Source organism: Streptomyces sp. SAI-170, from assembly GCF_049739565.1.
Taxonomy (GTDB): Bacteria; Actinomycetota; Actinomycetes; order Streptomycetales; family Streptomycetaceae; genus Streptomyces.
Genome location: NZ_JBMGQD010000001.1, coordinates 7647978 through 7674950 on the forward strand (window position 1 = coordinate 7647978; position 26973 = coordinate 7674950).

Below are 26973 nucleotides of genomic sequence, written 5' to 3' on the forward strand. Positions count from 1 at the left end.
GCCAGGCCGGGTCACCCGTCGGGTGGCCCGGCCCGTCCCTGTCAGGAACCCGACGCGGTGACGGTCACATCGGCGGCCCGCACGAACGCCACCCGGTGCCCGAACTGGATCTCGTAGTACAGGTCCTTGCCGGTCACCACCCGGTGGCTCGCGGTGTCGAAGGTGACCGCGTAGTAGTACTCGCCCGGCACCTTGCCGCCCACCACGTACTTCTGCTTCTCCAGCAGCTTGTACGGCAGCGGGGACACCGCCTGCGCCGGAACCCCGGCCGGGTACGCGCTCGCCTCGGGGTAGGCCCGACCGTAGACCGGCACGCTCGCCAGGCCGGCCTTCGGCGTCACCACCAGGCCCTTGGCGTGCACGGCCGTCGGCTGCTGCTTCGGGTTCTTGAACCAGGCCTTCTGGCCCAGGTACCAGATCGCCGTCCAGTCGCCGTCGCGGTCCGCCACCGCGAACTGCTGGCCCGTGGAGACCCGCGACCCGATGTCGTTGACGTCGATCGTGGACGGCTCGCCGCCCGGCCGCAGCCCGATGTCCTTGATCAGCGGATACGACTCACCCGGCCCGGCGTACAGCCGCACCGCGCTCGACCCGTGCACCGGGCACGTCTCGCCCCGCCTCACGCACCCCGTGTACGCGGGACGGTTCGTCGCGTAGTCGGGCCGGATCGTCACCAGGCCGCCGTTCGGGCCCGCGGTCGGCGCGATCGGGCGGCCCAGCAGCTGGAAGTAGTGAGCCCAGTCCCAGTACGGGCCCGGGTCGGTGTGCATGCCCCGGACCGTCGCCGTGGTCGGGCCCGGCACCGTGTCGTGGCCGAGGATGTGCTGCCGGTCCAGCGGGATGTCGTACTGCTTCGCCAGGTGGCGCACCAGCCGGGCCGAGGAGCGGTACATCGCCTCCGTGTACCAGGAGTCCGGGTACGCCAGGAAGCCCTCGTGCTCCAGGCCGATCGACTTGGCGTTGACGTACCAGTTGCCCGCGTGCCAGGCCACGTCCTTCGCCTTGACGTGCTGGGCGATATGGCCGTCCGTGGAGCGCAGCGAGTACTGCCAGGACACGTACGTCGGGTCCTGCACCAGGTTCAGGACGCCCTCCCAGCCGCCCTCGGTGTCATGGACGACGATGTACTCGATCCGCTGGGACGCCGGGCGGTCGCCCAGGTCGTGGTTGCCGTAGTCGTTGTCGCCGAACTCCTCGTACGGCGCCGGGATCCACTCGCACGACACGGTCGGCGGGCACTCGGTGCCGGCCGCCGGGCGCGGGGCCCGCTCCTCGGCGGGGGCCAGCTCCGGCTGGGCCGCCAGCGCGATCCGCTGACCGTCGTCGGTGAAACGTTCCTCGCCGGTCCGCAGCACGTCGTAGACGTCATTGGCGTACGACACCCCCGTCGAGGTGTCTCCCGACCCCGCCTCCGCGAACCGGGCCACGGCCTCGTACCAGTCGGCCGGGTCCTCGCTCAGCGGCCGGCCCAGCTCCCGCTGCGCGGCGGCGAGCAGGGCGGCACCGCCCGCCACGTTGGCGGCCGGGTCGGTGCGCAGCGTCTCGGGGGACAGCCCGGTGAGGTCGGCCGCCCGGGGGAGGGTGCGCAGCCGGGCCGGGAATTCGGCGGGCTCGGGCAGGTCCGCCTCGGGCAGCAGGGGCCCACGGGCCTCGTCGCCGCGGGCGTCCTCGGTGCCCTCGCTGTGGTGGGGGGCCTCGGCCAGCGCCGTACGGGCGTCGGTGAGGTGCATCGGGCCGTAGCCGCCGGTCACGCTGGGCGCGCCGCCGTGCGTGTCCCAGCGGGACTGGAGATAGGACACGCCGAGCAGCACGCTCTGCGGTACGTGGTACTCGGCGGCCGCGGTGGCGAACGCCTGTTGCAGTCCGCCGTCCGCGGCGGAGGACTCGGGAACCGCGGCCAGCAGCGGCAGCAGCAGCGCGGCCGATGCGACGGCGCGGGCGGATCTTCGGGGATCGGTGACGGGTCGTCGCAAAGCAGCCTCCTGTGACGGTCGGGCGGAATGAGCCGTGCGGGGCCGGGCGTGTCAGTGGTACCGGCTGTCCGACGATCCGTCAATCATGCCCACAGAAGGGTGATTTCCCATGTCAGCGCGGGTGGCACGGAGTTTCGTGGCGGCGGGTGGCGGGCCTGGGTGGCGTCAGTGGAGTACACCAATGGGCTCTGCGCACCGGCCCCGCACACAGCGAGGTCCGTGGTGCGCCGCCCCGTCGTCGGGCGCACCACGGACCGCCGTCCCCGTCAGCGAGTGCCGACCGCCGCTCGAACGGCCCTGCGGGCCAGCTGGCAGTCGTCGTGCAGCCGCCTGAGCAGCAGCCGCTGTTCCTCGCCGGACGGCGCAGCACCCGGGTGGGCCGTGCCCGGTGCCGCCGGGGTCGGTTCGTGCATCGAACGCTGCACGGCCGTCTCGTAGGTCCGGATCTCCCGGGTGAGCACCAACATCAGGTTCACCAGGAAGGCGTCGCGCGAGGCGGGGCCCGCCGACTGCGCGATCTGGCTGATCTGCCGCCGCGCGCCGGGCGCGTCGCCGAGCACCGACCACAGCGTCGCGAGGTCGTAGCCCGGCAGGTACCAGCCCGCGTGCTCCCAGTCCACCAGCACCGGACCGGCCGGCGAGAGCAGGACGTTGTTCAGCAGCGCGTCGCCGTGGCAGAACTGGCCCATGCCGTGGCGGCCGGCGCCCGCCGCGATGCCGTGCAGCAGCTTCTGCAGGTCGCCCAGGTCCCGGTCGGTCAGCAGGCCCAGCTCGTGATAGCGGGAGATACGGGCCGCGTAGTCCAGCGGGGCGTCGAAGGTACCCGCGGGCGGCCGCCAGGCGTTGAGCCGGCAGATCGCGCCCAGCGCCGCCCGGATGTCGGCGCGTGGCGGGGCCTCGACGGGGTGGCGCAGCAGGGCCGCCGGCCGGCCGGGCATGCGCTCGATGACGAGGGTGCAGTTGTCCGGGTCCGCCGCGATCAGCCGGGGCGCCCGCACTGGCGGGCGGTGCCGGACGAACGAGCGGTATGCCGCTATCTCGTGCCGGATCCGCTCGGCCCACGCGGGGGACTGGTCCAGTAAACACTTGGCGACGGCGGTGCTGCGCCCGGTCGTGCCGACCAGGAGCACGGAGCGGCCGCTGCGGCGCAGCACCTGCACCGGGGCGAACTCCGGGCAGATCCGGTGCACCGTGGCGATCGCCGCCCGGAGCTGGGCGCCCTGAGGGCCGGACAAGTCGAGTCTCCCGCTGAGCGGTGGGTTGCCGAGTCCCGCTCCGCGGCGGGGCCGGCCCGCGCCGAGCACGGGAGCGGCCGGCCGCGCCGGGGCGAGGTAGGGGCCGCTGCCCTGCGGGGGGACTTCCCCCACTCGGGCGGAGCCGGGCGCCGGGGGGCGCGGGCGCAGCGACCGGGGCGGGGCGGACACGGAGGACGATGCTGCGTACATGGGCGATACAGATCCCTTCGTGAGCCCGACGACAATGCGCTGCCCGGCCCGGCCGCACACGGGTGCACCCTGGGGAGTGCACCGGCTCTGGCGAACCGGCGACCGGGTCGGGGTGGCGCGTTCCTACCTGACACCCGGTGTCCCGTGGCACACCATCTGGCGCACCCTGGCGAACCCTGGCGAATAGTCGCCCGGCAACTTTTCAGGGGCTACGGTCAACTCAGCCGAGAACCTGGGGGCTTGACGTGAGCGGACAACCCAACACCCGCCTTGCGGACCTGTTCGGCCTGGCCGGCTGGTCCAAGGGAGAGCTCGCGAGGCTGGTCAACCGGCAGGCGGCGGCCATGGGCCACCCGCAGCTGGCGACCGACACCTCGCGTGTGCGGCGGTGGATCGACACGGGAGAGATCCCGCGCGACCCCGTTCCGCGGGTGCTGGCGGCGCTGTTCACCGAGCGTCTCGGCCGTGTCGTGACCATCGAGGATCTCGGTCTGGTCCGGCACGGGCGCGCGGGGAAACGGCCGAGCGGCGGGAGTGAGGAACATCCCGACGGTGTGCCGTGGGCGCCCGAGCGGACCGCCGCGGTCCTCACCGAATTCACGGGAATGGACCTCATGCTCAACCGACGCGGCTTGGTGGGTGCGGGTGTCGCGCTCACCGCGGGATCCGCACTCAGCAGCGCCATGCACGACTGGCTGCACACCGATCCGGCCCTCGCCGCCGACGCCCCCGTCCTCGACAATCCCCTGCACGCCGACCCCGCTGGGTTCGACCGCTACGAGGCCGCCCCCATCGGGTCGCAGGAGATCGAGGAACTGGAGCGCTCGGTGGAGGTGTTCCGGGCCTGGGACGCCGCCCGCGGCGGCGGGCTCCAGCGCAAGGCGGTCGTGGGCCAGCTCAACGAAGTGGGCGGCATGCTCGCCTACCGCCACCCACCCCATCTCCAGCGGCGCCTGTGGGGCGTCGCCGCCAACCTGGCAGTCCTCGCGGGCTGGATGTCGCACGACGTCGGCCTGGAACCCACGGCCCAGAAGTACTTCATCATCGCCGCCCATGCCGCACGCGAGGGCGGTGACCGGCCCCGGGCCGGCGAGGCGCTCTCCCGGGCGGCCCGCCAGATGGTCCATCTGGGCCGGCCCGGTGAGGCGCTCGACCTGATGAAGCTCGCTCAGTCCGGCTCCGGCGACCGGCTGCTGCCGCGCACCAAGGCCATGTTCCACACCATCGAGGCCTGGGCGCAGGCGTCGATGGGCAAGGGGCAGGCGATGCGCCGCACCCTCGGCCAGGCGGAGGACCTCTTCGTCTCCGAGAAGAACGAGGTGGAGACCCCGGACTGGATGCAGACCTTCAAGGACGAGGATCTGTACGGCATGCAGGCGCTCGCCTACCGCACGCTGGCCGAGTTCGACGCGGGCGCGGCCACGCACGCCCAGCACTTCGCGGAGAAGGCGCTCGCCCTGCGGATCGACGGACGCGAGCGGTCGAAGATCTTCGACCATCTGTCCATGGCGTCCGCCTGCTTCATCGCGGACGACCCGGAACAGGCGGACCGCTACGCCCGCCTGGCGCTGATGTCGATGGGCTCCAACTCCTCCCGCCGCACCTGGGACCGGCTGCGCCAGATGTACCGGCTGACCGCCGAGTACGCGGAGTACCCGAAGATCAGCGACCTGCGGGAGGAGATCCGGCTGGCCCTGCCGAAGGCGAGGAGCAAGGGGGGCGGCACCGCACCGGCGTAGCCCCCTCGGGGCGCACGATCCACCCGTCTCCGGTCACGCGACGACCTTGGCGACGAGCACGCAGGCCTCACTCGCGCGCGCTCCACCGCCGCACTCCTCCACGACGACCCGCAGGCAGTCCTGTGCGGTGTCCGCCGCGCCGAGGCGCGGGGCGAGGCCGAGGAGGCGCCGCACCACGGCCGCCTCGTCGTCGCCGGGCACCAGCCCGGGGGTGTGCAGCAGCAGGACGTCGCCGGCCTCGAGGGTCTCCTCGGCCTCGCCGTAGGAGGCTGTCGTGGTCGCGCCGAGCAGGACGCCGTCCGGGGCGTCCAGCTCGCGCCCCGTCCCGCCGCGGAACAGCAGAGGGGCGGGATGTCCGGCCCGCGCCCACACCAGGGTGCGGTCGGCGGGCCGGTAGCGGCAGCACAGGGCGCTGCCGAGGGCGGGCTGGACGGTGGCGTCCAGGAGTTGGTTCAGCCAGGTCATCAGCGGGCCGGGCCGGGTGCCGGTCATCGCCATGCCGCGCAGCGCGCCGAGCAGCATCGCCATGCCCGAGGTGGCGGCGACACCGTGGCCGGCGAGGTCGCCGACGCTCAGCAGGGTCTCGCCGTCGGACAGTTCCAGCGCGTCGTACCAACTGCCGCCGATCGCCGTGTGGGAGGGCGTCGGCAGCCGGTGGGCGGCGAGGTCCAGGGCGGGCGGACCCTGGTGCGGGAGCCGCAGGGAGCCGCGCCACGGGGGGAGCACGGCTTCCTGCAGCTCGACCGCCAACCGGTGCTCGGTCTGCGCGCGATGCCGCTGACGCCGGAGCGAGTCACGGGTCTCGCTCACGGTCTCCAGGCTGCGGCGCAGTGCGCTGACGTCGCGCAGCACGGCCCACATGGAGGCGGTGCTGCCGTCGCCGCCGAGCACCGGCTCGCCCATCATGTGAACGGTGCGCGTCTCGCCGTCCGGCCGTACGACGCGGAACTCGCCGTCGATGCGCTTGGCGTCGACCAGGCAGTCCGTGACCATCGCCGTCAGGCGGGGCCGGTCCTCGGCCGGTACCACGGACGGCAGTTCGTCGAGGGTGAGGGGTGCGGTGGCGGGGTCGCGGCCGAGGATCTCGTACAGCTCGACCGACCAACTCGCCTCGTCCGTCAGGAGGTTCCACTCCGCGCTGCCGACCCGGCTGAGCAGTGACTCGCTCGGGGGCGCGGGGCGTGGCGCGGGCGGTGCCTCGGGCTCGGGGCCGTCGCGCAGTTGCGCCAAGTGCTCGTCGAGGTCGTTGAGCTGGTGCAGGGCGAGGTCGTACAGCGCGCGCTGCCAGCGGTCCTGCGGGTCCGAGCCGTCGCCGGGCACATCGCGCCGTACCGCGTCCACGTCGCCCTTGAGCCGCCGCGTCTGTGTGATCAACGCGTCGACCGCGCCTCGTCCGGGCGGCTGGGCGGCTGGGCGGTCCGCGGAGAGATGGGGCGGCATGACGCACTCCGATGGGGGGACGGAACGACCAAGGCTGTCGGTGGGACCGCTACGACTGTCGCACAGCCCGCGACGCCCTGTAAGGGATTTGGCAACACACGATACGGTGGTGCTTCTGGCATATGCCAGCGTCTTCACGGACCGGTCGCGGCACGCTTTCCGACTACCCGTCAGTGCGGGCAAGTCGTAGGAATCGTACGTGAGTTGAGGCAGTTCCGACCGCCGTACACCCGGGTTCATTCTCCTGTTCGACGGGCGTGTGTTCTGCCGCCGCCCGAAGTGATGCAGGTCACATCAATTCTTTCGGGTCTCGGTGTAATGCGAACGCCCCTTTCGGGGTCGTACTCACATGCCGGAAGGACCGGCCGACCGCTCGACCGCAGGGGGAACCGTATGGACTCGCAGATCCAGATCACGCTCCAGCAGCCCGCCGCCGCCCGGCTGATCACCGCCGACGAACAGGAACTGCCGGTGCCCGCCACGCTCCGGTACGACTCGCGGGATCCCCTCGCCGTGCACATCGACTTCCCGGCCGAGGTCTCCCTGGAGGAGCGGAGCGTCACCTGGACCTTCGCCCGGGGCCTGCTCGCGGACGGACTCCAGGGCCCGGCCGGGACCGGGGACGTGCACATCTGGCCCTGCGGCCGGGCCCGTACGGTGCTGGAGTTCCACTCGCCCCACGGCCTCGCCCTGCTCCAGTTCGACACCGCCTGTCTGCACCGCTTCCTGCTGCGGACCTACGCCGTCGTCGGCGCGGGGCACGAGGACGTCAGCGAGGCCGTGGACCAGGGCCTGAGCGCGCTGTTCGACGGGGTCTGAGCGCAATTCTCACGGGGCGTGTGATCACTCGTACAGGGCGGGGCGCGGGGCGAGGTCGACGGTGACCCGGGCGCCGCTCTCCTGCGCCCGGACCCCGGCCTCGGCGACCACCGAGGCCGCGTAGCCGTCCCAGGCGCCCGGGCCGGTGACCCTGCCCTGCCGGGTGGCGTCCACCCAGGCCTGCACCTCACGGTCGTAGGCGTCGGCGAACCGCACCAGGTAGTCCTGCGCGACCTCCTCGCGGGCGCCGCCCGCCGAGGTGACGAGCATGCCGTGGCCCTCGCCGATCCGGGCGCTGCCCGCCTCGCACACGGCCTCGCAGCGCACCTGGTAGCCGAAGCCGCAGTTGACGAACACCTCCACGTCCACCAGGGCCCCGCCGTCCGTCTCGAACAGCACGAACTGCGGGTCGAGCAGGCCCTCGGGGGCCCGGTCGGAGGAGCGGGGGCGCAGGACGGTCACCGCCGTCAGCTCCTGGCCCAGCAGCCAGCGGGCCGCGTCGATCTCGTGCGCGACCGAGCTGTCGATCAGCATCGCCGAGGTGAAGTCCGGCGGCGAGGACACATTGCGGTGCACACAGTGCAGCATCAGCGGCCTGCCCAGCCGTCCCTCGTCCAGTACGGCCTTCAACTGCCGGTACTCGGCGTCGTAGCGCCGCATGAACCCGATCTGGGCCAGCCGGCGGCCCAGCCGTGCCTCGGCCTCGACGACCCGCAGCGCGCCGGCGGAGCCCGGCACCATCGGCTTCTCGCACAGCACCGGCAGCCCGCGCGCGAACGCCGCCAGCAGCGCCTCCTCGTGCGCCGGACCGGGCGAGGCGATCAGCACCGCCTGCACACCGGGCGCGTCGAGAGCGGCCTCCGCCTCGGTGTGCGCGCTCGCCCCGGCGACCCCGGCCAGGGCGTGTTCCGCGCGGTCGGCATCGGGGTCGGCCACGGCGACGACCTTGGCGCCGCTCACCACGTTCTCCAGGCGGCGTATGTGGTCGGCTCCCATGTGCCCGGCCCCCAGTACCGCCACACCCAGCAGGTCACTCACTTGCGCACTCCCTCGTCGCCGCCTGTCCCGCCGTAGCGTAGGCCGGGGCGGGACAGGCGGCGACGAGGGGTCAGTAGCGCAGGACTCCCGCGATGCCGCCCGAGTCGCCGAGGGTGCCGTCCGGGACGAAGCGGACCTCGGCGCCGGTCTCCAGGCACTGCTCGACGATCTCGTCGACGATGTCCTCGCGGGCGTCGAGGTCACCGCTCACGGCGGGCACCAGGTGGGAGCCGTCGTCGCGCACGGTGGCGCGGTAGTTCTCCTCGACGGCGAGCAGCCGGACGCGCGCCTCGCGGGCGTTCTGCCACACCTCGTCGAGCCCGGCCGCGAACTCCCTGCGCCCGCGCGCCGCTTCCAGCTCCCGGGCGACCTCGTCGGTGCCGCGCCGGGCCTCCTCCTCCACGACCGGCCGCAGGGCCTGCCAGACGGCCTCGGCGGAGGCGTGCGCGAGTCCGCCGCGCGGCACCCGGGGCACGCCACGGGTGTGCAGGCCGACCTCGTCCAGCGCCGACAGCGCGGCCCGCTCGCCGGTGACGTACACCCGGCGCGGGGCGACCCGCAGGACCGCGCCCAGGGCCGTGTCGGCGTCGCGCAGGAAGCGGCGGGTGTCCTCGTCGCGGAAGGTGCTCGGGCTGTCCCCGATGCGCTCGCGGCGCTCGGGGTCGAAGTTCTCCACGCGCCTGGTGAACGGGAAGCCGCCGGAGCGCTCCTCGACGACCCGGTCCGCGCCGCCGTTCCACAGCGTGATCCGGTCGGCCGCGACGGACAGCGCCCAGAACGGCTGCTCGGCGGCCTGCGCGGAGACCAGGTTGCGGGTGAGGAACGTGTCCGAGAGCACGACCCGTTCGGGCACCTCCCGGGCGACCGACCACACCTGGTGCTCACCGGGAGCCGCGAAGATCACCAGACCGTCCTCGGCATGGGCGAGGTCGACCTCGGCGAGCGCCTTGTCGAGATGGGCGACGACATCGGCCCGCCGCTCCCGGGTGACCGACGGATCGGACTCCAGCTGTCGTTTGGCCTCGGCCACCACATTGCGCAGCCGGACCGGGTCCTGGGCGTTCTCGGGTTCGCGGCGATGGGTCGGCGTCAGCACGGACACCGCGGGATAGGGGCGTGGACGCCGCAGTTCGCTGAGGGTCTCGGGACTGAGTGCGTGCTCCATGACATCACCGTAAGTCCGTTTCGTCCTTCGGGCATTCGGGGTGACCGACCCCCCGGTTCGGCCGTCGCTCAGCGGTCCCGGTCGGGGCCGCAGGAACTGCCGTCGGCCGGCAGGGAGCCGTAGAGCAGGAAGTCGTCGACCTTGCGGTGCACACAGGTGGAGGAGCCGTAGCCGGTGTGGCCCTCGCCGCGGTGGTCGAGCACCACCGCCGAGGACCCGAGGCGCTTGGCGGTCTCCACGGTCCAGCGGTACGGCGTCGCCGGGTCGCCGCGCGTGCCCACCAGCAGCATCTTCGGCGTGTCGACGTTCTTGACCTTCTCGCGGATGAAATCGGTGCCCTTCGGGCGGCCGTGGCACATCAGCACCTGGGTGAGCCGGTAGACGCCGAAGACCGGTGAGGCACGCTCGTAGTCGGCGCGCAGCCGGGCCAGATCACGGGTGATCTGCCCGGCGGTCGGGCGGTCGGGATCGTCCGCGCAGTTGACCGCCATCAGCGCCGCAGGGAGGTTGTCCAGCGGGACGTCCTCCTCGTCCACGAGCGTGCCCCCGGTCTCCTCCCCGGCCTCTGTGTCCTTCTCACGTGTGTCCTTCTCGCGCACCGGCAGGGCGATGCCGCCGCCGGCGAAGGCCTCGATCGCCCGGGTGTCGCCGTCCTCGACCAGCGAGGCGAGCGCCCGCTCCAGCGACGGCCACAGATCCTCGCTGTACAGCGCCTGCCCGATCGCGCCGACCAGGTCCTGGCCGCTGAACGGCCCGTTGTACGCCGTCGGCACCGGGTCCTCGTCGAGCGAGTGCACCAGGCGTACGACGTCCTCGCGGGCGCTGCGGGCGTCCTGCCCGAACGGACAGGCGATGTCCTTCACGCACCAGTCGATGAACGCGTCCAGCGCGACCTGCTGCCCCCGCGCGCCCACGATGCCCTGCTCGGTCAGCGGCTCGGTCAGCGTGTCCACGCCGTCCAGGACGAGCCGTCCCACCTTGTGCGGGAACTGCGCGGCGTACACTGCGGCGAGCCGTGTGCCGTAGGAGAAGCCCAGGTAGTTGAGCTTCTTGTCGCCGAGGGCGTCGCGGATGATGTCCAGGTCGCGCGAGACGTCCACCGTGCCCATGTGCTCCAGCACCGGGCCGGAGTGCGCGGCGCACTCCTTCGCCACCTTGCGCAACTTCCGCAGCACGGCCTGCGGATCGCTGAGCGCGTCGTCCGTGCCGTCCAGGTCCACGGCGGTCTCGTAGCCGGTGTCGCCGCAGCTCACGGGGGAGGAGCGGCCGACTCCGCGCGGGTCGAAGGAGACCACGTCGTAGCCCTCGGCCAGGTCCATGAAGTCGTCGGCGCCCCAGGAGAGTTCGGCGACACCGGAGCCCCCGGGCCCGCCGAAGTTCAGCACCACCGAGCCCCGTGACGACTTGCCCGTGGCCCGGTAGCGGGCGAGCGCCAGCTCCAGCTTGCCCGCGTTCGGGTGGGCGTAGTCGAGGGGGACGGTGACCTTGCCGCACTGCAGGCCCTCGGGGCGCCCGGTCTCCTCGGGGCTCTCGCACGCCTTCGCCGACCAGGAGATCTTCTGGTCGTAGAAGCGGGACAGGCCGGGTCCGTCGCCGTCGCCGTCGTCAGCGGCGGTGGGCAGCCCCGCGCCGAGCAGCGCGAGTCCCGCGGTGCCGGTGAGTATGCATCGCCGGACCGCGGGCCAGTGCGGGGGCAGCTTGGTCGGCACGATCCCTCCAGTCCTCGGTCGGCACGATCCCTCCAGGCAGGGACGGGGAGACGAAGGCCCTCGGGCCACGATAAGCGGCCCCGTGGGGCGGCGCCCGCGGGCGGGCGGGAGGGCGACGGACGGCGTACCATGCGCCCGCTTCGATCGGACATGATGAGGATTTCGATCCTTTACCGCCTGTTCGACAAGCATGGCACTCGATGGGGTGAAAGGACGTTTAGCCATAACTCCGATCGGTCGCGCGCGTTTTATCCGGTGCGGGCGAGTGCCCGTGTCCATGTCTGGAAGGCAGGGAACCTATGAGACGGGTGACCCGAAACGGTGTGATCGCCGTCGTCGCAGTCTCCGGCGCGCTGGCCGCGACGGGAGCCGCGCACGCCGACTCCACGGCCGACGGGACCGCGGCCGGCTCGCCCGGCGTGATCTCCGGCAACGGCGTCCAGCTCCCGGTGAACGTCCCGGTGAACCTGTGCGGGAACACCGTGAACGTGGTGGGACTCCTCAACCCGGCCGCTGGCAACAGCTGCGTGAACGAGGCCGAGGAGAACAACCCGGACGGCCCGCCGCCCGGCGCGACCGCGAGCGGCGAGACCGCGGGCTCGCCCGGGGTGATCTCCGGCAACGGCGTCCAGCTGCCGGTCGAGCTCCCGGTCAACGTCAGCGGCAACTCCGTGAACGTGGTCGGCATCGCCAACCCGGTCTTCGGCAACCACTCCGGCAACAACTCCGGCGAGGAGCCCGGGGAGCCGGTGGAGCCGCAGCACCCGCTGCCGCCGAAGAACCCCGTCGAGCCCGAGCAGCCGACGAAGCCCGTCCCGCGGAACGTCCCGCCCGCCGGCCGGCCCGACACCCCGCCCCTCGACGAGGTCTCGGCCCCGCCCGCGCACTCCGCACTCGCCCACACCGGCACCGACGCCGTCCTGCCCACCGCGGCCGGCAGCGCCGCACTCCTCCTCGGCGGCCTGGCCCTGCACCGCGGATTCCGGCGCCGGCCGACGGACTGATCGCCTGCCGACGGGTGGAGTGACCGCCTGCCGGCGGGTCGACTGACCGCCCAGCCGCCCGTCGGACTGACCACCGCGGGCTGGTGGACTGACCGCCTGTCGGCCGACGGATCGACCGCTCGCCGGCCGTCCCGGACGGTCCCACCGGCTCCCGCCCGGTGGGGCCGTCCGGGACGTCGTCCGGGTCCCCGCACACCGGGCGCGCCCGCACCGGCACCGACGCCGTCCTGCTCACCGCGGCCGGCAGCGCCGCGCTCCTCCTCGGCGGCCTGGCCCTGCACCGCGGATTCCGGCGCCGGCCGACGGACTGATCGCCTGCCGGCGGGTGGAGTGACCGCCTGCCGCCCGTCCGACTGACTGCCGTCGGCCGGCGGACTGACCGCCCGCCGGCCGTCCCGCACGGCCCCACCGGCCCCCGCCCGGTGGGGCCGTCCGGGACGTCGACCGGGCTCCCGCCCGCCGGGCACCCCCGCACCCGCCGTCGTAGGCTGGAAGTACGGCGAAGTGCAGGACGGCGTGACCTTCGATCATGAGCAGTCTCATCGAGGACTACGCCCTCCTCAGCGACCTGGAGACCGCCGCGATGCTCGGCAGGGACGGGTCGGTGGACTGGCTGTGCCTGCCGCGGTTCGACTCGCCCGCCTGCCTCGCCGCGCTCCTCGGTACCGCCGACAACGGCTTCTGGCGCATCGCCCCGCGCGGCACCTCGGGCCCCTGCACCCGCCGCGGCTACCGGCGCGACACCCTCGTCCTGGACACCGAGTGGGAGACCGCCTCCGGCAGTGTCCGCGTCACCGACTTCATGCCGCCGCGCGCCCAGTTCCCCTGCCTCGTACGGATCGTCGAGGGCATGACCGGCACGGTGACCGTGCGCAGCGAACTCAGGCTCCGCTTCCATCAGGGGCGGGTCGTGCCCTGGACCCGCAGCGACGCCGAGCGCTGCCAGGTCGCCGTCGCCGGACCCGACGCCGTGTGGCTGGGCGCCGACGGGCCCGCGGCCGACCTCGGCGAGGACGGCACCACCGTCGCCGACTTCACCGTCACCGCCGGCCGCCGCCTCGCCCTCACCCTCGCCTGGACGCCCTCGCACCGCACCGGCGCACCCGGCGCGCTGTGCGTGCCCGCCGATACGGCCCTGAAGGAGACCGGCGACTTCTGGCGGCACTGGACCGCCCAGTGCTGCTACCAGGGACCCTGCGCGGGACGCTGTGATGCGCTCGCTGATCACCCTCAAGGCCCTCACCTACGCCCCCACCGGCGGGATCGTCGCCGCGCCCACCACGTCCCTGCCCGAGCGCATCGGCGGCGAGCTCAACTGGGACCACCGCTTCTGCTGGCTGAGCGACTCCGCCTTCACCCTGTCCTGCCTGCTGCGCAGCGGCTACCGCGAGGAGGCCGGCGCCTGGCTCGGCTGGCTGGTGCGCGCCGTCGCCGGCGACCCCGCCCACCTCCAGACCGTCTACGGCGTCGGCGGCCAGCGCCTGCTGCCGGAGACCGAAGCGCCCTGGCTGTCCGGGTACGAGGGCTCGACGCCCGTGCGGTTCGGCACCGCCGCCCCGGGCCGGGGCACCCTCGGCGTCCAGGGCGAGATCGGCGAGATCATGGCCACGCTCTGTCTCTCCCTGCGCGCCGGGATCGAGGTGCCCCCGCATGTGTGGAGCCTGGTCAAGTCGCTGATGGGCCACCTCCAGGCGCACTGGCACGAACCCGACCAGGGCCTGTGGCAGACCCGCGGCCCGGCCCGGCAGTTCGTCCACTCCAAGGTCATGGCCTGGGTCGCCGCCGACCGGGCCCTCGCGCTCGGGGCGCTGCTCGGCGCCGAGGTGCCCGACGGCTGGCGGGCCATGCGGGACCAGGTGCGCGCGCAGGTGTGCCGCCAAGGCTGGCACGGCGGTCTGCGCTCCTTCGTGCAGGCCTACGGCAGCGAACGCCTCGACGCCTCCGCGCTGCTGCTGCCCGCGCTGGGCTTCCTGCCCGCGAGCGACCCCCGGATGCGGGACACCGTGCACGCCCTGGGGGCCCTGGAGCAGGACGGCTTCCTGCGCCGCCACACCCCCGACGACGGTGAGGAGGGCACGTCGGTGGCCTGCTCGCTGTGGTACGCCGACGCCCTCGCCGCGCTCGGCGAGACCGGCCGCGCCCGCGACGCCTTCGAGCGGGTCCTCGCCATCCGCAACGACGTCGGTCTGCTGGCCGCGCAGTGGGACCCCGCCGCCGGGCGCCAGCTCGGCAACGCCCCACTCGCGTTCAGCCATGTGGCGCTGATCGGCACGGCGTTCGCCCTCAGGGACGCTCCGCCGCCGTCCCGGTGAGCAGCACCATCCCGGTGTCGCCGTAGTCCGGCAGGGTCGGATCGGCGTCGATCCGGGTCACCGACAGCTCCCCGGTCAGCGGCGCGAACACCTCCGTCACCACGTCCGGGTCGACCGGACAGCCCGGCCAGCGCGAGGCGGGCCCGATGCGGTAGGTCGGCATGTTCTCCATGAACGCGGCCACCAGATACCCGCCGGGCGCCACACACCGCACGAACAGCCCGCAGAACTCGGCGAACTCGGCGTAGTCCTCGGTCGCGCCCTCCGCCACGAAATGCATCGACGCCAGCCCGTACGTGCCCGGCTCCAGCTCCCGTACGTCGGTGTGGACCACGGCCACTCCCGCCAGCGCGGCCGCGAGCGTCGCCGGGACGTCCGGGTTCAGCTCCCGGCACAGCCGGTGGAACGGCTGCCAGCTCGCGTCCGGCGCGCACAGGATCTGCCGCTCCAGATAGGCGACGTTGCTCGCGCCCGTCTCCACCGCCTCGATCCGCCGGCACGCGCCCGACGCGAGGATCAGCGGATAGAGGTTCGGGCCCGCGCCGAACTCCACCGAGCGGGCCACGCTCCCGCGCGGCAGACCACGGAAGAAGGCCGAGTGATGGGCGATGACCGCGGCGTCCGAGGGGTGCAGCTCCCGGTAGTTCTCGGCGAGGTAGTCCGCCACCGGCCAGTGGTCCCAGTCGACGTCGTCGTTGTGGGTCGTCCGGGCCCCGGGCGTCCCGTGTGTCGTCATGGCCCTGCCCTCTCAAGCCTTCGTCCGCAGCGGAAAGCGCTCCCTCAGCCGGGTCAGCGTGTCGTTGAGCCGCTCGATGTCGGCGTCCGAGTTCAGCGCGGTGATCTGGACACGGAACCCCACCCGGTCCCGCGGCACCAGCGGATACGCGGCCAGCGTCACATAGATGCCCGCCTGCCACAGGAAGGCGCCGACCGCGTCGAGGTCCTCCGCGTCGGCCAGCGGCACCTCCAGGATCGGCAGCCGGTCGTGGTTGAGCGTGACCACCCCGAGCCGGTCCAGATGGTCCAGGACCCGCGCCGTCTTGCGGTACAGATCGGCCCGGATCACATCGCCACGCCGCTCGTTGACGTCCAGCCCGGCCAGCGCCGTCGCCAGTGACGCCGTGGGGGAGGGGCCCGAGTACAGATACGGCCCCGCCGCCGTCTTCAGCCGGTTCTTCAGCGCGGTCGGCAGCGCCAGGAACGCCAGCAGCGACGAGTACGCCTTGGAGAAGCCGCCGACCAGCACCATCCCCTCGTACGACTCCCCGGTGTGCCGCACCACGCTGTTGCCGCGCGTGCCGTAGGGGCACAGCTCGCCCGGCCCGCGCTCCCCGATCACACCGAAGCCGTGCGCGTCGTCGACGTACAGCGTGGCCCCCCGGGAACGGCACACGTCGGCGAGCGCCGGCAGGTCGGGGATGTTGCCGCTCATGCTGTTGACGCCGTCCAGGCACACCAGCCGGGGCGTGCCCGAGGGCGCGGACGACAGCAGCGCGTCCAGCTCGTCGATCCGCTCGGCGTGGAAGCGGCGCAGCGAGGCGCCCTGGGAGCGGGCCGCGACACAGCCGTCGTAGATCGTCTTGTGCGCGGTCGCCTCCACGAACACGCTGCCCTGTTCGGCGAGGACGGGGATGACGGAGGAGTGGATCAGCGTGATCGTCGGCAGCAGCAGCGAGTCCGGGGCGCCGAGCAGTTCCGTCAGCCGCTCCTCGATCTGCGGGTACAGGCTCGGGCTGCCCAGCAGGCGCGACCAGCTCGGATGGGTGCCCCAGCGGCGCACCGCCGGCTCGACCGCCGCGATGATCTCCGGCTCCCAGTCGAAGCCGAGGTAGTTGCAGGAGGCGTAGTCGATCAGCCACTGGTCGCCGCTGCGGATGTGCCGGCCGCGCACCTCGTCCAGGACCGCGTCGCTCATCGGGCTGGTGCGCCGCAGATGCTCCAGACCGGCCCAGCGGGCCGCCGGCCGCGAGGCGGCGCCCGCGTCGGCGGGGGCGCCGGGGACGGGCGCCGGGACCGACCCGGGTACGGCGAGGGTGGCGGGCGTGGCCGGGGCGGGCGGGGCGATCCGGGTGCCGTTGCCGTCGCGCAGCACCCGTTCGCTCTGCTCCACCGTCATCGGCCGCGCGAACAGGTACCCCTGCCCGAACCGGCAGCCCATGTTCGCCAGCAGATCCCGCTGCTCCGCCTCCTCGATCCCCTCGGCGATCACCTGAAGGCCCAGGGTGTCGGCGATCCGGACGATGCCCTCGACCAGCGCGACCTGCTGGGCGTCGCGGGTGAGGTCGTCGATGAACGTCTTGTCGATCTTCAGCACGTCGATGGGGAAGTCCCGCAGATAGCGCAGCGAGGAGAAGCCGGTGCCGAAGTCGTCGATCGCGATGTGCACCCCCAGCTCCTTCAGCGAGGCCAGCACCGACTGGATCTGCGCGTCCCGGCGCAGCAGCACCGTCTCGGTCAGCTCCAGCTGCAGCGAGCCCGGCGCGAGCCCCGGGGTGCGCAGGGCCTGCGCCACCTGGTCCAGGAAGCCGATGTCGCGGAACTGCCGGGCGGAGACGTTCACACTGACGTACGGCGGTACGGCCGGCCCGGGCAGCCGCTGCAGCCCGGCGATGTCGTGGACGGCGTTCTGCAGCACCCACGAGCCCAGCACCGCGATGTCCCCGGTCTCCTCGGCCAGGGTGATGAACTGCTCCGGCGCGACCGGCCGGTGCGCGGGGTAGGGCCAGCGCACCAGCGCCTCGAAGCCGACCACCTCGCCCGCGGTGATGTCCACCACCGGCTGGTAGCGCAGGGTGAACTCCCGCCCGGCCACGGCCTGGGCGAGCCTGCTCTGCAGGTCGTGCCGCTCGACCATGCGGGTGTGCAGCATCGGCTGGAAGCGCCGCCACTGCCGCTTGCCGGCCGCCTTCGCCGCGTACAGCGCGAGATCCGCGTGGCCGAGCAGTTCCTCCGCGCCTGTGCTGTCGCCGGCCGTGGCCACGCCGATGCTGGCGGACACGGTCACCTTCTCGTCGGCCAGGTCGAAGGGCCGGCTGAGGGTCTGCACCACCTGCGCCGCCAGCAGTTCGGCGTCCAGGGGCCGGCGGGCGTCCTCCATCAGCACCGCGAACTCGTCGCCGCCCAGGCGCGCCGCGGTGTCCGTACGGCGCAGCGTGCGGGCGAGCCGGCCCGCCACGGCGACCAGCAGATGGTCGCCCGCGGAGTGCCCCATCGTGTCGTTGACCAGCTTGAAGTCGTCCAGGTCGATGAAGAGCAGACAGGTCAGCGTCGACTCGCGGCGCGAGCGCAGCAGGGCGCGCTCGATGCGCTCCATCAGCAGCGTCCGGTTCGGCAGACCGGTCAGCGAGTCGTGGAAGGCGCGCTGGGTCAGCTCGTGCTCCAGGCGGCGCTGCTCGGTGACGTCCCGCAGCGTGATGACCAGGCCGCTCACGGTGCTCTCGGCGCGGAAGTCGCTGCACCGCACCTCCACCTCGACACGGCCCTCCCCGCGCCGCACCCACCAGTGGTCATGGGCGTGGCGCGGCCCGCTCTCCCGTACGGCCGTCAGCTGCCGGGCGGCGCGTCCCCGGTCGCGCGGGTCCAGCAGGCCGGGCAGGGCCCGGCCGATGAGGTCGGTGGTGCCGAACACGGACTGCGCCGACGGGCTGGCGTACCGGATCCGGTCGTCGTCCTCCAGGATCAGGATGACGTCGGAGGTGTTGCGCACCAGGGTGCGGAAATAGGCCTCGCTCTCCTTGCGGACCACCTCCTCGCGCAGCCGGACCCGCTCCAGGGCCAGGCCGGCGTGCGAGGCGAGGATCTCCAGGGACCTGCGGGTCTCGTTGAGCTGCCGGGTCGGGCCCGCGACCAGCAGGACACCGTGCGTCTGGTCGGCGGCCCGCTCGCGCGGTGTCAGCGGGCACACCAGCGCGGCCTCGAGACCGGCCAGCTGCTCGGCGAGGTGCGGTCCGAGCCCGTCGGGCCGCAGCAGCCGCGGGGCCCGCAGGCCCAGCTCGGCGGCGCGCTGCGCCGACAGCAGCAGGGTGCGGTGGCGCACGGCGGGTCCCAGCAGCGTGTCCACCGCCCCCTCGCAGGAGCGGGCCACCTCCTCCTCCCGTACCGCCGAGACCAGGGAGGCGGCCGCCCCGCGCAGGGCGTGCTCGCGGGCGACGGCCCTGCGGTGGGCCACCACCATCCCGGCGAGCCGCAGGATGACCAGCAGGAACAGCACACCGGAGAACGCGGCGATGACGGACGCGTGCCGGGGCCGGTCGCCCAGCCCCTCGATCAGCAGCACGGCCGGCGCGATCAGCGTGGTCGCGGCGAGCAGCACCAGCCGGCGCGGCAGCGGCAGCAGCGACTCGCGGCGCGGCTCCGGAGCGGTCAGCTCGGCCATGGACGGGTGCAGCGCGGCCAGGCCCCAGGCGGTGTAGAAGACGACCCACCCGGCGTCCAGCGCCGTACCGACCTGCCACATCGAGTTCAGCTGCAGGATGCCGTACGCGATGTCGAAGCCCAGGAGGGTGGCCGTGCCCAGGGCGAGCAGCTGCAGCGAGCGGTTGGACCCGGACTGCGGGCTGCGGATCAGCAACTGGGCCAGCAGCGCGAGCACCAGCACGTCCCCGAGGGGGTAGGCGACGCTGATCGCCCGCTGCTCCCAGGTCAGGCCCTCCACCTCCGACTGCGGCTGCACCAGGTACACCCACACGGGCAGGGCCAGGCCCGCGGTGACGATCAGGGCGTCCAGCAGGCTGGGCAGGTCGTGCCCGGACCAGCGGTAGCGCACCAGTCCGGCCAGGCCGATCGCGAAGAGGGGATAGGTGATCAGATAGCAGGCGTCCGCGGGGGAGGGGAACGGGTTGGAGGCGTCGAAGTACTCCTCCAGCACGTTGTAGTACGTGTCTCCGGTGACGAACATCAGCAGCCCGCCGGCCAGCACCCACCAGGGCCAGGCGTGGGCGGGCCGGTGGACGCGGGTGCCGGTGAGTACGGCCGCCACGCCGGCCAGTCCGATCACGGCCCACAGCGGTGCCCGGGTGGCGGGCACAATGAAGTAGACGGCCGTGACGGCGCAGACGAGGGTCAGATGTGCGGCCATGAGCCGCTGGGGCGGCACCAAAGGCGGTCGCCTCCTCCAAGGGGAGGGCGCCGGGCCGTCTGCGTGGTCCGGGCGGATCTCGATCGTAGGCATCGCCGCTCCGCGCCTGCATCTCGTACGCGATCAGGGCCCGCTGCGACAGGCCGGGGCCGCGTGCTCGCCGCCGTGCCACACGCACCGCATGTCGTCACTCCTCCTTGCCGGGGCGCCGGGCCGAACCGGCGTAGCCGTGCGGGTTGAGCTGCTGGAAGTGCCAGGCGTCGCGGCACATCGTGGCCAGGTCCCGGGTGGGGCGCCAACCCCAGGCCCGGGTCACCGCGCTCGCGTCCGCGACCAGCTCCGGCACGTCGCCGGGGCGGCGGCCGACGATCTCGAACGGGATCGCCCGGCCGCACGCCGAGCGGAACGCGGTGACCACGTCCAGCACCGAGCTGCCGGTGCCGGTGCCGAGGTTGAACACCCGCATGCCGGACTCGTCGGCGAGATGGTCCAGGGCCAGGCGGTGCGCCTCCACCGTGTCCATGATGTGCAGATAGTCGCGTACGGCGGTGCCGTCCGGGGTGGGGTAGTCGCCGCCGAACACGCGCAGCCGCTCGTGCCGGCCGACCGCGACCTGGGCGACGTAGGGCATGAGGTTGCCGGGCGTGCCGGCCGGGTCCTCGCCGAGCAGTCCGCTGGGATGGGCGCCGACCGGGTTGGAGTGGCGCAGGCACAGCACCACGAAGCCGGGCCAGTGGCGGCAGACGTCGTCGAGGATCCGCTCGCACAGCCATTTCGAGGACGCGTAGGGGTTGGTGGGGCGGGCGGGCGTCGACTCGTCGAGCGGGCCGCCGCCCGCGTCGCCGTAGACCGCGCACGAGGACGAGAAGACCAGGTGGCGGACGTGGTGCTCGTGCATGGCGGACAGCAGGGACGTGGTGCCACCGACGTTGGTGTCGTAGTAGGGCACGGGCATCCGTGTCGACTCGCCCACGGCCTTGTGCGCGGCGAGGTGCACGACGGCGTCCACGGAGTGGCGGTCGAAGACGGCCGAGAGGGCGTGCCGATCACGGATGTCCAGTTCGTAGACCGCGCCGACGAAGCGGCCGGCGATCCGTTCCACCCGGGTCAGGACCTGGGGGGTGCTGTTGGAGTAGTCGTCGACGACGATCACCTCGTAGCCGTGGTCGAGCAGATCGACACAGGCGTGGCTGCCGACGAACCCGGCGCCGCCGGTGACGAGGACCGTCGACGGGGTGGACGGCGCGCTCGCCGTCCGGGGCCCGTCGTACGGCGTCCTGGGGTCCACGGTGGTCACCGGCCCGGCGGGGCCGCCTCGCGGGGCAGCCGTCCCCGGGCTGTCCGCGAGGTGGCCGCGGTGGACTCCGGGGGCGCGCCGGTCACGACGGACGCGAACGGCAGAGCGGGGATCGCGCGGTCGGGGCACAACCGGCGCGTCGGCGGAGCGGGGAGGAAGCGGTGCGCGCACCCGGTGCCCGCGGACACCCGGCGCCTGCCCGGCAGCGTGCGCGGACCCCCGGCCGGCTCCCGGAGGGAGAGGGCCCGGCTGCCGCGTGGCTCGGTGCGCGTCATGGCGACGCTCCTGCGGGTGCGCTGTACGTCGACGGAGTATGTTTACGCCGTATATCTACGACTTTGCGCGCATCGCGGGCGTACGTCAAGGTGCGGGCCGGGCTCGTCCGGGCCCCGGTCTCCTCACGAGAGTCCCGGGGCCCGTGCGGCAGGCTCAGAACAGCCCGGCCACGCTCTCCTGGATCGCGGCCACGTCCGCCGCGACCGCGGCGCTGCCGGCCACGGCCGGGGCGAGGGAGCCGAGCCAGCGCAGGAGGCGGGTGCGGCGGGGCTCCTCCAGGGCGAGCTCCTCCTCGACCAGCTCGGCGGTCTCCACGAGGTCGTCGCCGTCCTCGTAGGCCTCCCGGTGCTCGCGCAGGTGCTCCACCAGCAGCCGGGCGGCGGTGCGCAGCTCCTCGACGGCGGCCGCGCGGTCGGCCGGGGCGGCGGAGTTCACCGTGGCCGAGGAGCGGTTCACCGCGACCGCGCTGTCGCTCATGCTGAGGTCGCCGCCGACGCTGATGCCGCTGTTGCCCGAACCGGTCTTGTCGTGCTCCGACATGTCGTCACCTTCCTCTGGGTGCCGCGGGCGCGGGCGGGACCGGCGCCGGGGCGGACTGGGCCGCCCGGGCGCCCCCGCCACCGGACTGGCCGCGCTGGAACACCCGGGCGATGCTGCCGCCGACGCCCACCGCGGAGCCGTTCAGTGTCACGTTGCCGCCCGCGTACAGGCCCGTGTTGTAGATGGTCGTCTGCCGCTGGACGAGTTCGCTGGAGTCGATGTCGTGGTTCTCCAGGAACTCCACCAGCGCGTCCAGCACCCGGTGTTCGACCGTCTTGGCGTACAACTCCCGGTCCAGCTGCTGGAAGTAGCGGTAGTAGCGCTGGTCGCTGGCGGCGTCACGGATGCTGAAGGACGCCCCGTAGTTGAAGGACCGGTGGCGGATCTCCCGCGCCTGCCGCCGCTGTTTGCGGAACTCGAAGAACGGCGAGAACACCCCCGCCGCCACCGAGAAGGGCGCCGAGAACATCAGCACGCCCGCGCGCACGCCGGCCCGCCCCACCAGTGACCACCACTGGCGCAGCGTCGGTGTGCTCAGCAGCCGGTCGGCGATGCGGTACTGCTCCCGCACCGGCGCCAGCAGCGCGCTGCTGCCCTCGACGAACAGCATCCTGCGGTCGGACAGCAGGGCGAACCGCAGGAACAGCGTGCTCACCAGCTCGCCGCTCCAGCCGGTCACCCTGATCGCCAGATAGGGACGCGCACGGCCCCTGCCGTCCTCGCGCAGATCGCGCATCAACGGGTCGGTGACCTTCTCCCGCGGCGGCCCCGCGGTGTCGGGCAGCAGCTCACCGCGGGTGCGATCGTCCACGCCGTACAGCAGGTCCTGCCCGTTGACCAGCAGTAGATCCTCGATGTTGACGCCGGGCAGCTTCAACTCGCCTATGCGCAGGCGCAGATGGTCGTTGAGGTCGTGGACCGTGAAGGGGCGCACCCGCTTGCCCTCCACCGGGCGCTCGGTGTTCAGCGGGAACGACCAGGTGCTCATCTCCTGGCCGTAGCCGATGAAGGGCGCGTAACTCGAGAAGACCACGACGTTGCCGCGGTCGCGCCGCTCGATCTCCTGGACGCGGCGCCGGTTCTCGGCGGAAAGGGGCTGCGGGGCGCGGGTGTGGTCGAAGTTCTCCCGCTTCAACTGCCGGGCGACGACGCCGTAGTGCACCGCCAGCGAGTCCACGGCGACGATCACCCAGGCCACGAGGACGCCGAGGAGGAGGCTCAGCCCGGCGGTGGGTCCCGCCGCGACCAGGACGACCAGCAGCAGCACGCTGAGGATCACGTCCCGGCGCACCTGCCGGCGGCGGGCCGCCAGCGCGTGCTTGAGCACACAGCCGAGGTCCACTCCGGGCGAGGTGGCGACGGCCCGCCGCGGCTCCTCGATGATCTCCTCCACGGCCCGCCGGGCGAACGCGGTGTCCGTGTGGACGGCCGTGCACAGGTACCGGGTCACGTCCCGCGCGAAACGGGGAGCGGGCGCCGGGGCGCCCGAGCCGACCGGAGCCGGTGAAGGTGAGGCTGCCTGCGCGGGCGAGGGCGAAGCTGTCCGGGCCGGCGCGGCTGCGGGAGCCGGGACGGTGGGCGGCGGGGTCCACCGGGGCGGGGCCGGCTTCGCGGCGGCCGGGGGTGAGGCGGGCCGGGGCGAACCCGTGCCTGAGCCCGTGCCGGAGCCGGAGCCCGTGCCGGAGCCCGAGCTCGCGCCCGGGTCGAAGACGCGCACGCTGCCGCAGCGTACGCACGCGGTGTAGTTGGGGTCGTTGTCGGCGCCGCAGCGTGGGCACCGGAGCGTCGGACGGGTCATGGGCGTCGTTCTCTGCTCGGCACGCCGGAACGTGCTGTGAGTTTCGGGCCCGTCACTGTCGGTCCGGTTCATGGTGCACCGGCGGCAGCTGGGGCGGGTCCGGGTACGAACGCGACGGCGACGTACCGGACTTGGGTGTGGTGGTGGCCGGGTCCGGCCGGTGCTCGGGGGGTGGCGGGTCGGTCCGGGAGCGGTCGGGCGAAGGGCGGTGCGAGCGGGTCGGGCCCGGGTCGGCGGGCCGCTCGGACGGCGCCGCCGTGGCGGACCTCGGCCCGGGCCCGGGCGCCTGCTCCGGCTCCGTCCCGCCGTCCGGGGACATCAGGCGCAGCAGGGCCGCCACGGCGACCAGGGCGGTGGCGAGGAACAGGAGCCGGTTCTGCGAACGGACCGAGTGGCGGGCGGACATCGGCCTCAGTCCATGTACTCCGCCGACACGGTCAGATACTCCGCGCTCACCGGCTGCTCGGTGAACCCGGGCGCGTGCCGCGGGATCTGCATCTCACCGGCCCGCGAGGAGGCGACCAGCGAGTTGAGCAGGCTGCCGAGGGCTTCGAGCAGCGCCCGGTCCTGGTCGACGCCCGCCTCGGCGAGGAACGCCGCCTTGGTGGCGACCTTGCCGAGCACATCGGGGTTGGCCGCCCCGAAGCCGTAGCTGATGACGTGAGGGTAGCGGTTCCAGGAACGGTCGACGAGCCGGCGGAAGGCGTCGTGCCAGTGCTCGTCGGTCGGGGCGCCGTCGGTGAGCAGGAACATCACCGGCCGCAGCACCGCCATGCCCTGCGCCCGAAGGTCGTCCACGTCCGTCTCGATGCGGCTGCGCACCAGGTCGAAGGCCGCGGAATAGTTGGTGAGGCCGTTGCACACGACTTCCGGCATCACCTCGATCCGGTCGAGGTCGGTCATTTCGATGATCAGATGCGCTTCGGTGGAGAAAGCGATCAGGGACATGTGTGCGAATTCCGATACCCGAGGGCTCTCGGAAATCGTGGCGTGCAGTTGCGCGAGGGTCCGATTCAGCGTGTTCTCGTGCGGTTTCATCGACGTCGACGCGTCGATCACGAGATAGGTCGGCAGGCATTTCTGCTGCAGCCGATAGATATCTGCACCCGATCCGGGAACCGCGTCGTGAGGAAAGTCCATGAGCGTCCTTTTTCCGATCTGCTTGTCGATGCGCGCGTGGCCGCCGGGCCGGGCGTATTACTGCGCCAGGACCACGAGGAGCACGAGCAGGGCGATGAAGGCGACGAGCGCCGCGACCTGCCAGGCCGCCGCCTTGTCCTGCTGCGGCTTGCCGGGCGCGGGCGGCCCGCCGGGGCGGGGCGGCCTGCCGGGTGCGGCGGGCCGGGTCAGCGCGGTGGGGCGGGGCTGCGTCGTGGCGGGGCGCGAGGCCGCGGGCCGGGCGGGCAGCGGGGAGCGGGTCACGGCGAACCGGACCACCGGCCCGTCCTGCAGCGCCGCGAGCAGGACCGAGGCCCGCGGCCTGGCCCGGCGCCGATCCGCCCACAGCATGTCCAGCAGCAGCTCCGCCGCCTCCCGCGGAACCCCCGGCGGCGGCGCGGCCAGCGTGTGCAGCAGCTCGGCGAGGGGCCGGGTGCCGGTCAGACAGCGGCCCGCCAGCAGGGCGACCCGGTAGCGGTCGGTGTACGGGTCGGCGGGCGCGCCGGCCCCGGCCAGCGGGTCCTCCCAGCCGGGCTGGTGGATGTCCGGCCCGGAGTCCTGCGCGCAGCCGTCCATGTCGATCAGGAAGACGGACCAGTCGACCGGGCTCCAGAAGGCGTTGGCGTAGTTCCAGTCCGAGTAGACGAGCCTGCGCTGCTCCAGCGCGGCGGCGACGCCCACCAGCGAGCGGCACACGGCGAGCCGCTGCGCGGGCGTCGGCGGTGTGCCGCCCCGGGCCATCCGGTCGTCGGGCCGTGCCAGCAGGTCGATCTCCCGGAAGCCGCCGCCGGGCACGCGGTAGGCGTCCGGGGCGAGCGGAATCAGACAGCCGACGGTCGCGGACATGGGGTCGGTGACCCGGGCCACCGGCCAGGACGTGCGGCTCAGCAGCACCTCACGGGCCGGGCGCCCGGCCTCGGCGGCGGAGCGGCCGAAGGCCACGAGCCGGTCCAGCCGCTGGGCGTCGGCGGCGTCGAGGGGCTTCTTGTAGCGCTTGAACAGCAGGTCGGGCCCGCTGCCGCGGCCGGCGATCCGGGTCACCTCGGAGCTCTGGCCGTTGTTCGTCGCGAGCTGCTCCCCGAGCGTGCCGAGGGCGGTCAGCGGGGTCACCGGCGGCAGCGCCCATGCGGAGGGGCCCGCGGTCATCTCGACCACCCGCCGAGGCCGCCGTCCCGCGCGGACGCGGGGGCGCCCGGCTCGACCCATACGGTGACCGCCGTACGGTCGTCCAGGAACCGTTCGGCGTCGTAGCCGACGTCGTCGATGTACGCGGCGACCGGCAGCGGCAGCCGCCAGCGCTCGGCCAGATACGCGTTCAGGTCGTCCAGCCCGGCGAGCCCGTCGCCGACCCCGTCGGACACCAGCGACACCGCGTCCCCGGCGCGCAGCTCGACCTCCGCCTCGCGGGCGGCGTGCGGGTCGGCGGGCAGGGTGTGCAGGACGGCGTTGGACTCGTAGCCGCCGCTCGGGCCCTTGCGGTCGCCGGCCGCGTAGTGCCAGCGCCGCTCGCCGAGCCGCCACAGCGAGGTGTCGCCGACCCACGCCGCCCATGCGGTGCGCTCACCGGAGGGACCCGCGGGCCGGGCGGGGACGACGGCGACGAGCAGCACCGCGCACACGTCGGACGGGTGCAGTCCGCGCCGCGCGGCCTCCCGTTCCATCGCCGCGGCCGTCTCCTCGAACAGGCCCAACGCCGACAGCCCCGCCGCCCGGTCGGGCTCGTCCAGCCGCTGCCGCAGCACGTTCACCGCAGTGGCGGCCGCCACCGCCGCCCCGAGTTCGGCGTGGCTGCTGCTGGACACCCCGTCGGCCACGGCCAGCAGCAAAAACTCCCCCGAGGCGTCCCGCGCGATGCGGTAGGCGTCCTGGCGCGCGGTGGCGGGCTCCTGACACCGATGGCCGGGACCGACCACCGACGCCGCGCGTACGACGAGATCGCCCAGCCGCGCCTCGTCCGCGGCGACCCCGGACGCGGCCGGGCGCAACGGCAGCAGCCAGGGAAAACGCTGGGCCTTGGACCCGGCCCCGAACCGGGGCACGCTCCCGACGCCGGGCGGCGCGGCCGGGGCCGGGGCGGGCGGACGCGGGCGGGACGGCCCGCCGGGCGCGACCGGCGCGACGGGCACGACGGACAAGCCCGCAGAGAGGGGTAACCCCCGTGAGGCCTCCGGAGGCACCGGCCG

Annotated in this window: 20 protein-coding genes and 1 pseudogene; 5 read left to right on the forward strand and 16 right to left on the reverse strand. The window is 73.5% G+C overall.

The window, feature by feature from the left end; genetic code table 11:
* Nucleotides 1–41: 41 nt before the first annotated feature.
* Both RKD23_RS34355 and RKD23_RS34360 read right to left on the reverse strand, forming a co-directional pair.
* A complete protein-coding gene (locus RKD23_RS34355) occupies nucleotides 42–1973 on the reverse strand; it encodes an N-acetylmuramoyl-L-alanine amidase (protein WP_424857251.1) in 1932 nt (643 codons plus the stop codon).
* 266 nt (nucleotides 1974–2239) lie between these two features.
* A complete protein-coding gene (locus RKD23_RS34360) occupies nucleotides 2240–3418 on the reverse strand; it encodes an aminoglycoside phosphotransferase family protein (RefSeq protein ID WP_424857252.1) in 1179 nt (392 codons plus the stop codon).
* Nucleotides 3419–3663: 245 nt separating this feature from the next.
* On the opposite strand from RKD23_RS34360, the gene RKD23_RS34365 reads away from it, so the two are divergent.
* Nucleotides 3664–5157, forward strand: a complete 1494-nt coding sequence (locus RKD23_RS34365; protein WP_424857253.1) for a hypothetical protein — start codon at nucleotides 3664–3666, stop codon at nucleotides 5155–5157.
* A 33-nt stretch (nucleotides 5158–5190) separates the two neighbouring features.
* Here the strand turns inward: RKD23_RS34365 and RKD23_RS34370 are convergent, their stop codons facing one another.
* A complete protein-coding gene (locus tag RKD23_RS34370) occupies nucleotides 5191–6597 on the reverse strand; it encodes a PP2C family protein-serine/threonine phosphatase (protein WP_424857254.1) in 1407 nt (468 codons plus the stop codon).
* 405 nt (nucleotides 6598–7002) lie between these two features.
* Between RKD23_RS34370 and RKD23_RS34375 the strand changes: the two genes are divergently transcribed.
* A complete protein-coding gene (locus RKD23_RS34375) occupies nucleotides 7003–7416 on the forward strand; it encodes an SsgA family sporulation/cell division regulator (protein ID WP_404040069.1) in 414 nt (137 codons plus the stop codon).
* A 24-nt stretch (nucleotides 7417–7440) separates the two neighbouring features.
* Here the strand turns inward: RKD23_RS34375 and RKD23_RS34380 are convergent, their stop codons facing one another.
* From RKD23_RS34380 to RKD23_RS34390, 3 genes are all read right to left on the reverse strand, one after another.
* Nucleotides 7441–8454, reverse strand: a complete 1014-nt coding sequence (locus tag RKD23_RS34380; protein ID WP_424857255.1) for a Gfo/Idh/MocA family protein — start codon at nucleotides 8452–8454, stop codon at nucleotides 7441–7443.
* 70 nt (nucleotides 8455–8524) lie between these two features.
* A complete protein-coding gene (locus tag RKD23_RS34385; RefSeq protein ID WP_424857256.1) occupies nucleotides 8525–9619 on the reverse strand; it encodes a chemotaxis protein in 1095 nt (364 codons plus the stop codon).
* A 68-nt stretch (nucleotides 9620–9687) separates the two neighbouring features.
* On the reverse strand, nucleotides 9688–11328 hold the full coding sequence (locus tag RKD23_RS34390; RefSeq protein ID WP_424857257.1) for an alpha/beta hydrolase: 1641 nt from the start codon (nucleotides 11326–11328) through the stop codon (nucleotides 9688–9690).
* 299 nt (nucleotides 11329–11627) lie between these two features.
* Between RKD23_RS34390 and RKD23_RS34395 the strand changes: the two genes are divergently transcribed.
* From RKD23_RS34395 to RKD23_RS34405, 3 genes and pseudogenes are all read left to right on the forward strand, one after another.
* Complete coding sequence (locus tag RKD23_RS34395) at nucleotides 11628–12332, forward strand: chaplin family protein (protein WP_424857258.1); 705 nt, start codon at nucleotides 11628–11630, stop codon at nucleotides 12330–12332.
* Nucleotides 12333–12490: 158 nt separating this feature from the next.
* Nucleotides 12491–12643 (forward strand): LPXTG cell wall anchor domain-containing protein, encoded by a 153-nt coding sequence (locus tag RKD23_RS34400; protein ID WP_424857259.1) that lies wholly within the window; start codon nucleotides 12491–12493, stop codon nucleotides 12641–12643.
* Between the two features lie 218 nt (nucleotides 12644–12861).
* A pseudogene (locus tag RKD23_RS34405) lies at nucleotides 12862–14644 on the forward strand (glycoside hydrolase family 15 protein).
* On the opposite strand, the gene RKD23_RS34410 reads toward RKD23_RS34405, so the two are convergent.
* The 10 genes from RKD23_RS34410 to RKD23_RS34455 all read right to left on the reverse strand — a co-directional run bounded on the left by RKD23_RS34410 (nucleotide 14616) and on the right by RKD23_RS34455 (nucleotide 26916).
* On the reverse strand, nucleotides 14616–15380 hold the full coding sequence (locus RKD23_RS34410) for a class I SAM-dependent methyltransferase (RefSeq protein ID WP_424857260.1): 765 nt from the start codon (nucleotides 15378–15380) through the stop codon (nucleotides 14616–14618). The pseudogene RKD23_RS34405 and the gene RKD23_RS34410 sit on opposite strands and share 29 nt — an antisense overlap.
* 12 nt (nucleotides 15381–15392) lie before the next feature.
* Nucleotides 15393–19721: an aminotransferase class I/II-fold pyridoxal phosphate-dependent enzyme gene (locus tag RKD23_RS34415; RefSeq protein WP_424858400.1), complete on the reverse strand. Its 4329-nt coding sequence runs from the start codon at nucleotides 19719–19721 to the stop codon at nucleotides 15393–15395.
* Nucleotides 19722–19908: 187 nt separating this feature from the next.
* Complete coding sequence (gene galE / locus RKD23_RS34420) at nucleotides 19909–21009, reverse strand: UDP-glucose 4-epimerase GalE (protein WP_424858401.1); 1101 nt, start codon at nucleotides 21007–21009, stop codon at nucleotides 19909–19911.
* A gap of 5 nt (nucleotides 21010–21014) precedes the next feature.
* Nucleotides 21015–21293, reverse strand: a complete 279-nt coding sequence (locus RKD23_RS34425; RefSeq protein WP_424857261.1) for a hypothetical protein — start codon at nucleotides 21291–21293, stop codon at nucleotides 21015–21017.
* A 154-nt stretch (nucleotides 21294–21447) separates the two neighbouring features.
* Nucleotides 21448–21834, reverse strand: a complete 387-nt coding sequence (locus RKD23_RS34430) for a hypothetical protein (RefSeq protein WP_424857262.1) — start codon at nucleotides 21832–21834, stop codon at nucleotides 21448–21450.
* A gap of 4 nt (nucleotides 21835–21838) precedes the next feature.
* Nucleotides 21839–23284: a hypothetical protein gene (locus RKD23_RS34435; protein ID WP_424857263.1), complete on the reverse strand. Its 1446-nt coding sequence runs from the start codon at nucleotides 23282–23284 to the stop codon at nucleotides 21839–21841.
* A 400-nt stretch (nucleotides 23285–23684) separates the two neighbouring features.
* Nucleotides 23685–24038: a hypothetical protein gene (locus RKD23_RS34440; protein ID WP_424857264.1), complete on the reverse strand. Its 354-nt coding sequence runs from the start codon at nucleotides 24036–24038 to the stop codon at nucleotides 23685–23687.
* 5 nt (nucleotides 24039–24043) lie between these two features.
* Nucleotides 24044–24772 carry a vWA domain-containing protein gene (locus RKD23_RS34445; protein ID WP_424857265.1) on the reverse strand — a complete coding sequence of 243 codons (729 nt, stop codon included), beginning with the start codon at nucleotides 24770–24772 and terminating at the stop codon, nucleotides 24044–24046.
* Nucleotides 24773–24829: 57 nt separating this feature from the next.
* The gene (locus RKD23_RS34450) at nucleotides 24830–25936 is read right to left on the reverse strand and encodes a hypothetical protein (RefSeq protein ID WP_424857266.1); all 1107 of its coding nucleotides are present in this window, start codon (nucleotides 25934–25936) and stop codon (nucleotides 24830–24832) included.
* Nucleotides 25933–26916, reverse strand: a complete 984-nt coding sequence (locus tag RKD23_RS34455; RefSeq protein WP_424858402.1) for a protein phosphatase 2C domain-containing protein — start codon at nucleotides 26914–26916, stop codon at nucleotides 25933–25935. The genes RKD23_RS34450 and RKD23_RS34455 overlap by 4 nt, the downstream gene beginning before the upstream one ends.
* Between the last annotated feature and the right edge of the window lie 57 nt (nucleotides 26917–26973).

Excerpts from the sequence above, each read along its gene's own strand:
- RKD23_RS34385 (WP_424857256.1), bottom strand. The coding sequence starts at position 9,619 with ATGGAGCACGCACTCAGTCCCGAGACCCTCAGCGAACTGCGGCGTCCA.
- RKD23_RS34410 (WP_424857260.1), bottom strand. The coding sequence starts at position 15,380 with ATGACGACACACGGGACGCCCGGGGCCCGGACGACCCACAACGACGAC.
- RKD23_RS34440 (WP_424857264.1), bottom strand. The coding sequence starts at position 24,038 with ATGTCCGCCCGCCACTCGGTCCGTTCGCAGAACCGGCTCCTGTTCCTC.
- RKD23_RS34370 (WP_424857254.1), bottom strand. The coding sequence starts at position 6,597 with ATGCCGCCCCATCTCTCCGCGGACCGCCCAGCCGCCCAGCCGCCCGGA.
- RKD23_RS34360 (WP_424857252.1), bottom strand. The coding sequence starts at position 3,418 with ATGTACGCAGCATCGTCCTCCGTGTCCGCCCCGCCCCGGTCGCTGCGC.
- RKD23_RS34430 (WP_424857262.1), bottom strand. The coding sequence starts at position 21,834 with ATGTCGGAGCACGACAAGACCGGTTCGGGCAACAGCGGCATCAGCGTC.
- RKD23_RS34395 (WP_424857258.1), top strand. The coding sequence starts at position 11,628 with ATGAGACGGGTGACCCGAAACGGTGTGATCGCCGTCGTCGCAGTCTCC.
- RKD23_RS34450 (WP_424857266.1), bottom strand. The coding sequence starts at position 25,936 with ATGACCGCGGGCCCCTCCGCATGGGCGCTGCCGCCGGTGACCCCGCTG.
- RKD23_RS34425 (WP_424857261.1), bottom strand. The coding sequence starts at position 21,293 with ATGACGCGCACCGAGCCACGCGGCAGCCGGGCCCTCTCCCTCCGGGAG.
- RKD23_RS34415 (WP_424858400.1), bottom strand. The coding sequence starts at position 19,721 with ATGGCCGCACATCTGACCCTCGTCTGCGCCGTCACGGCCGTCTACTTC.
- RKD23_RS34445 (WP_424857265.1), bottom strand. The coding sequence starts at position 24,772 with ATGGACTTTCCTCACGACGCGGTTCCCGGATCGGGTGCAGATATCTAT.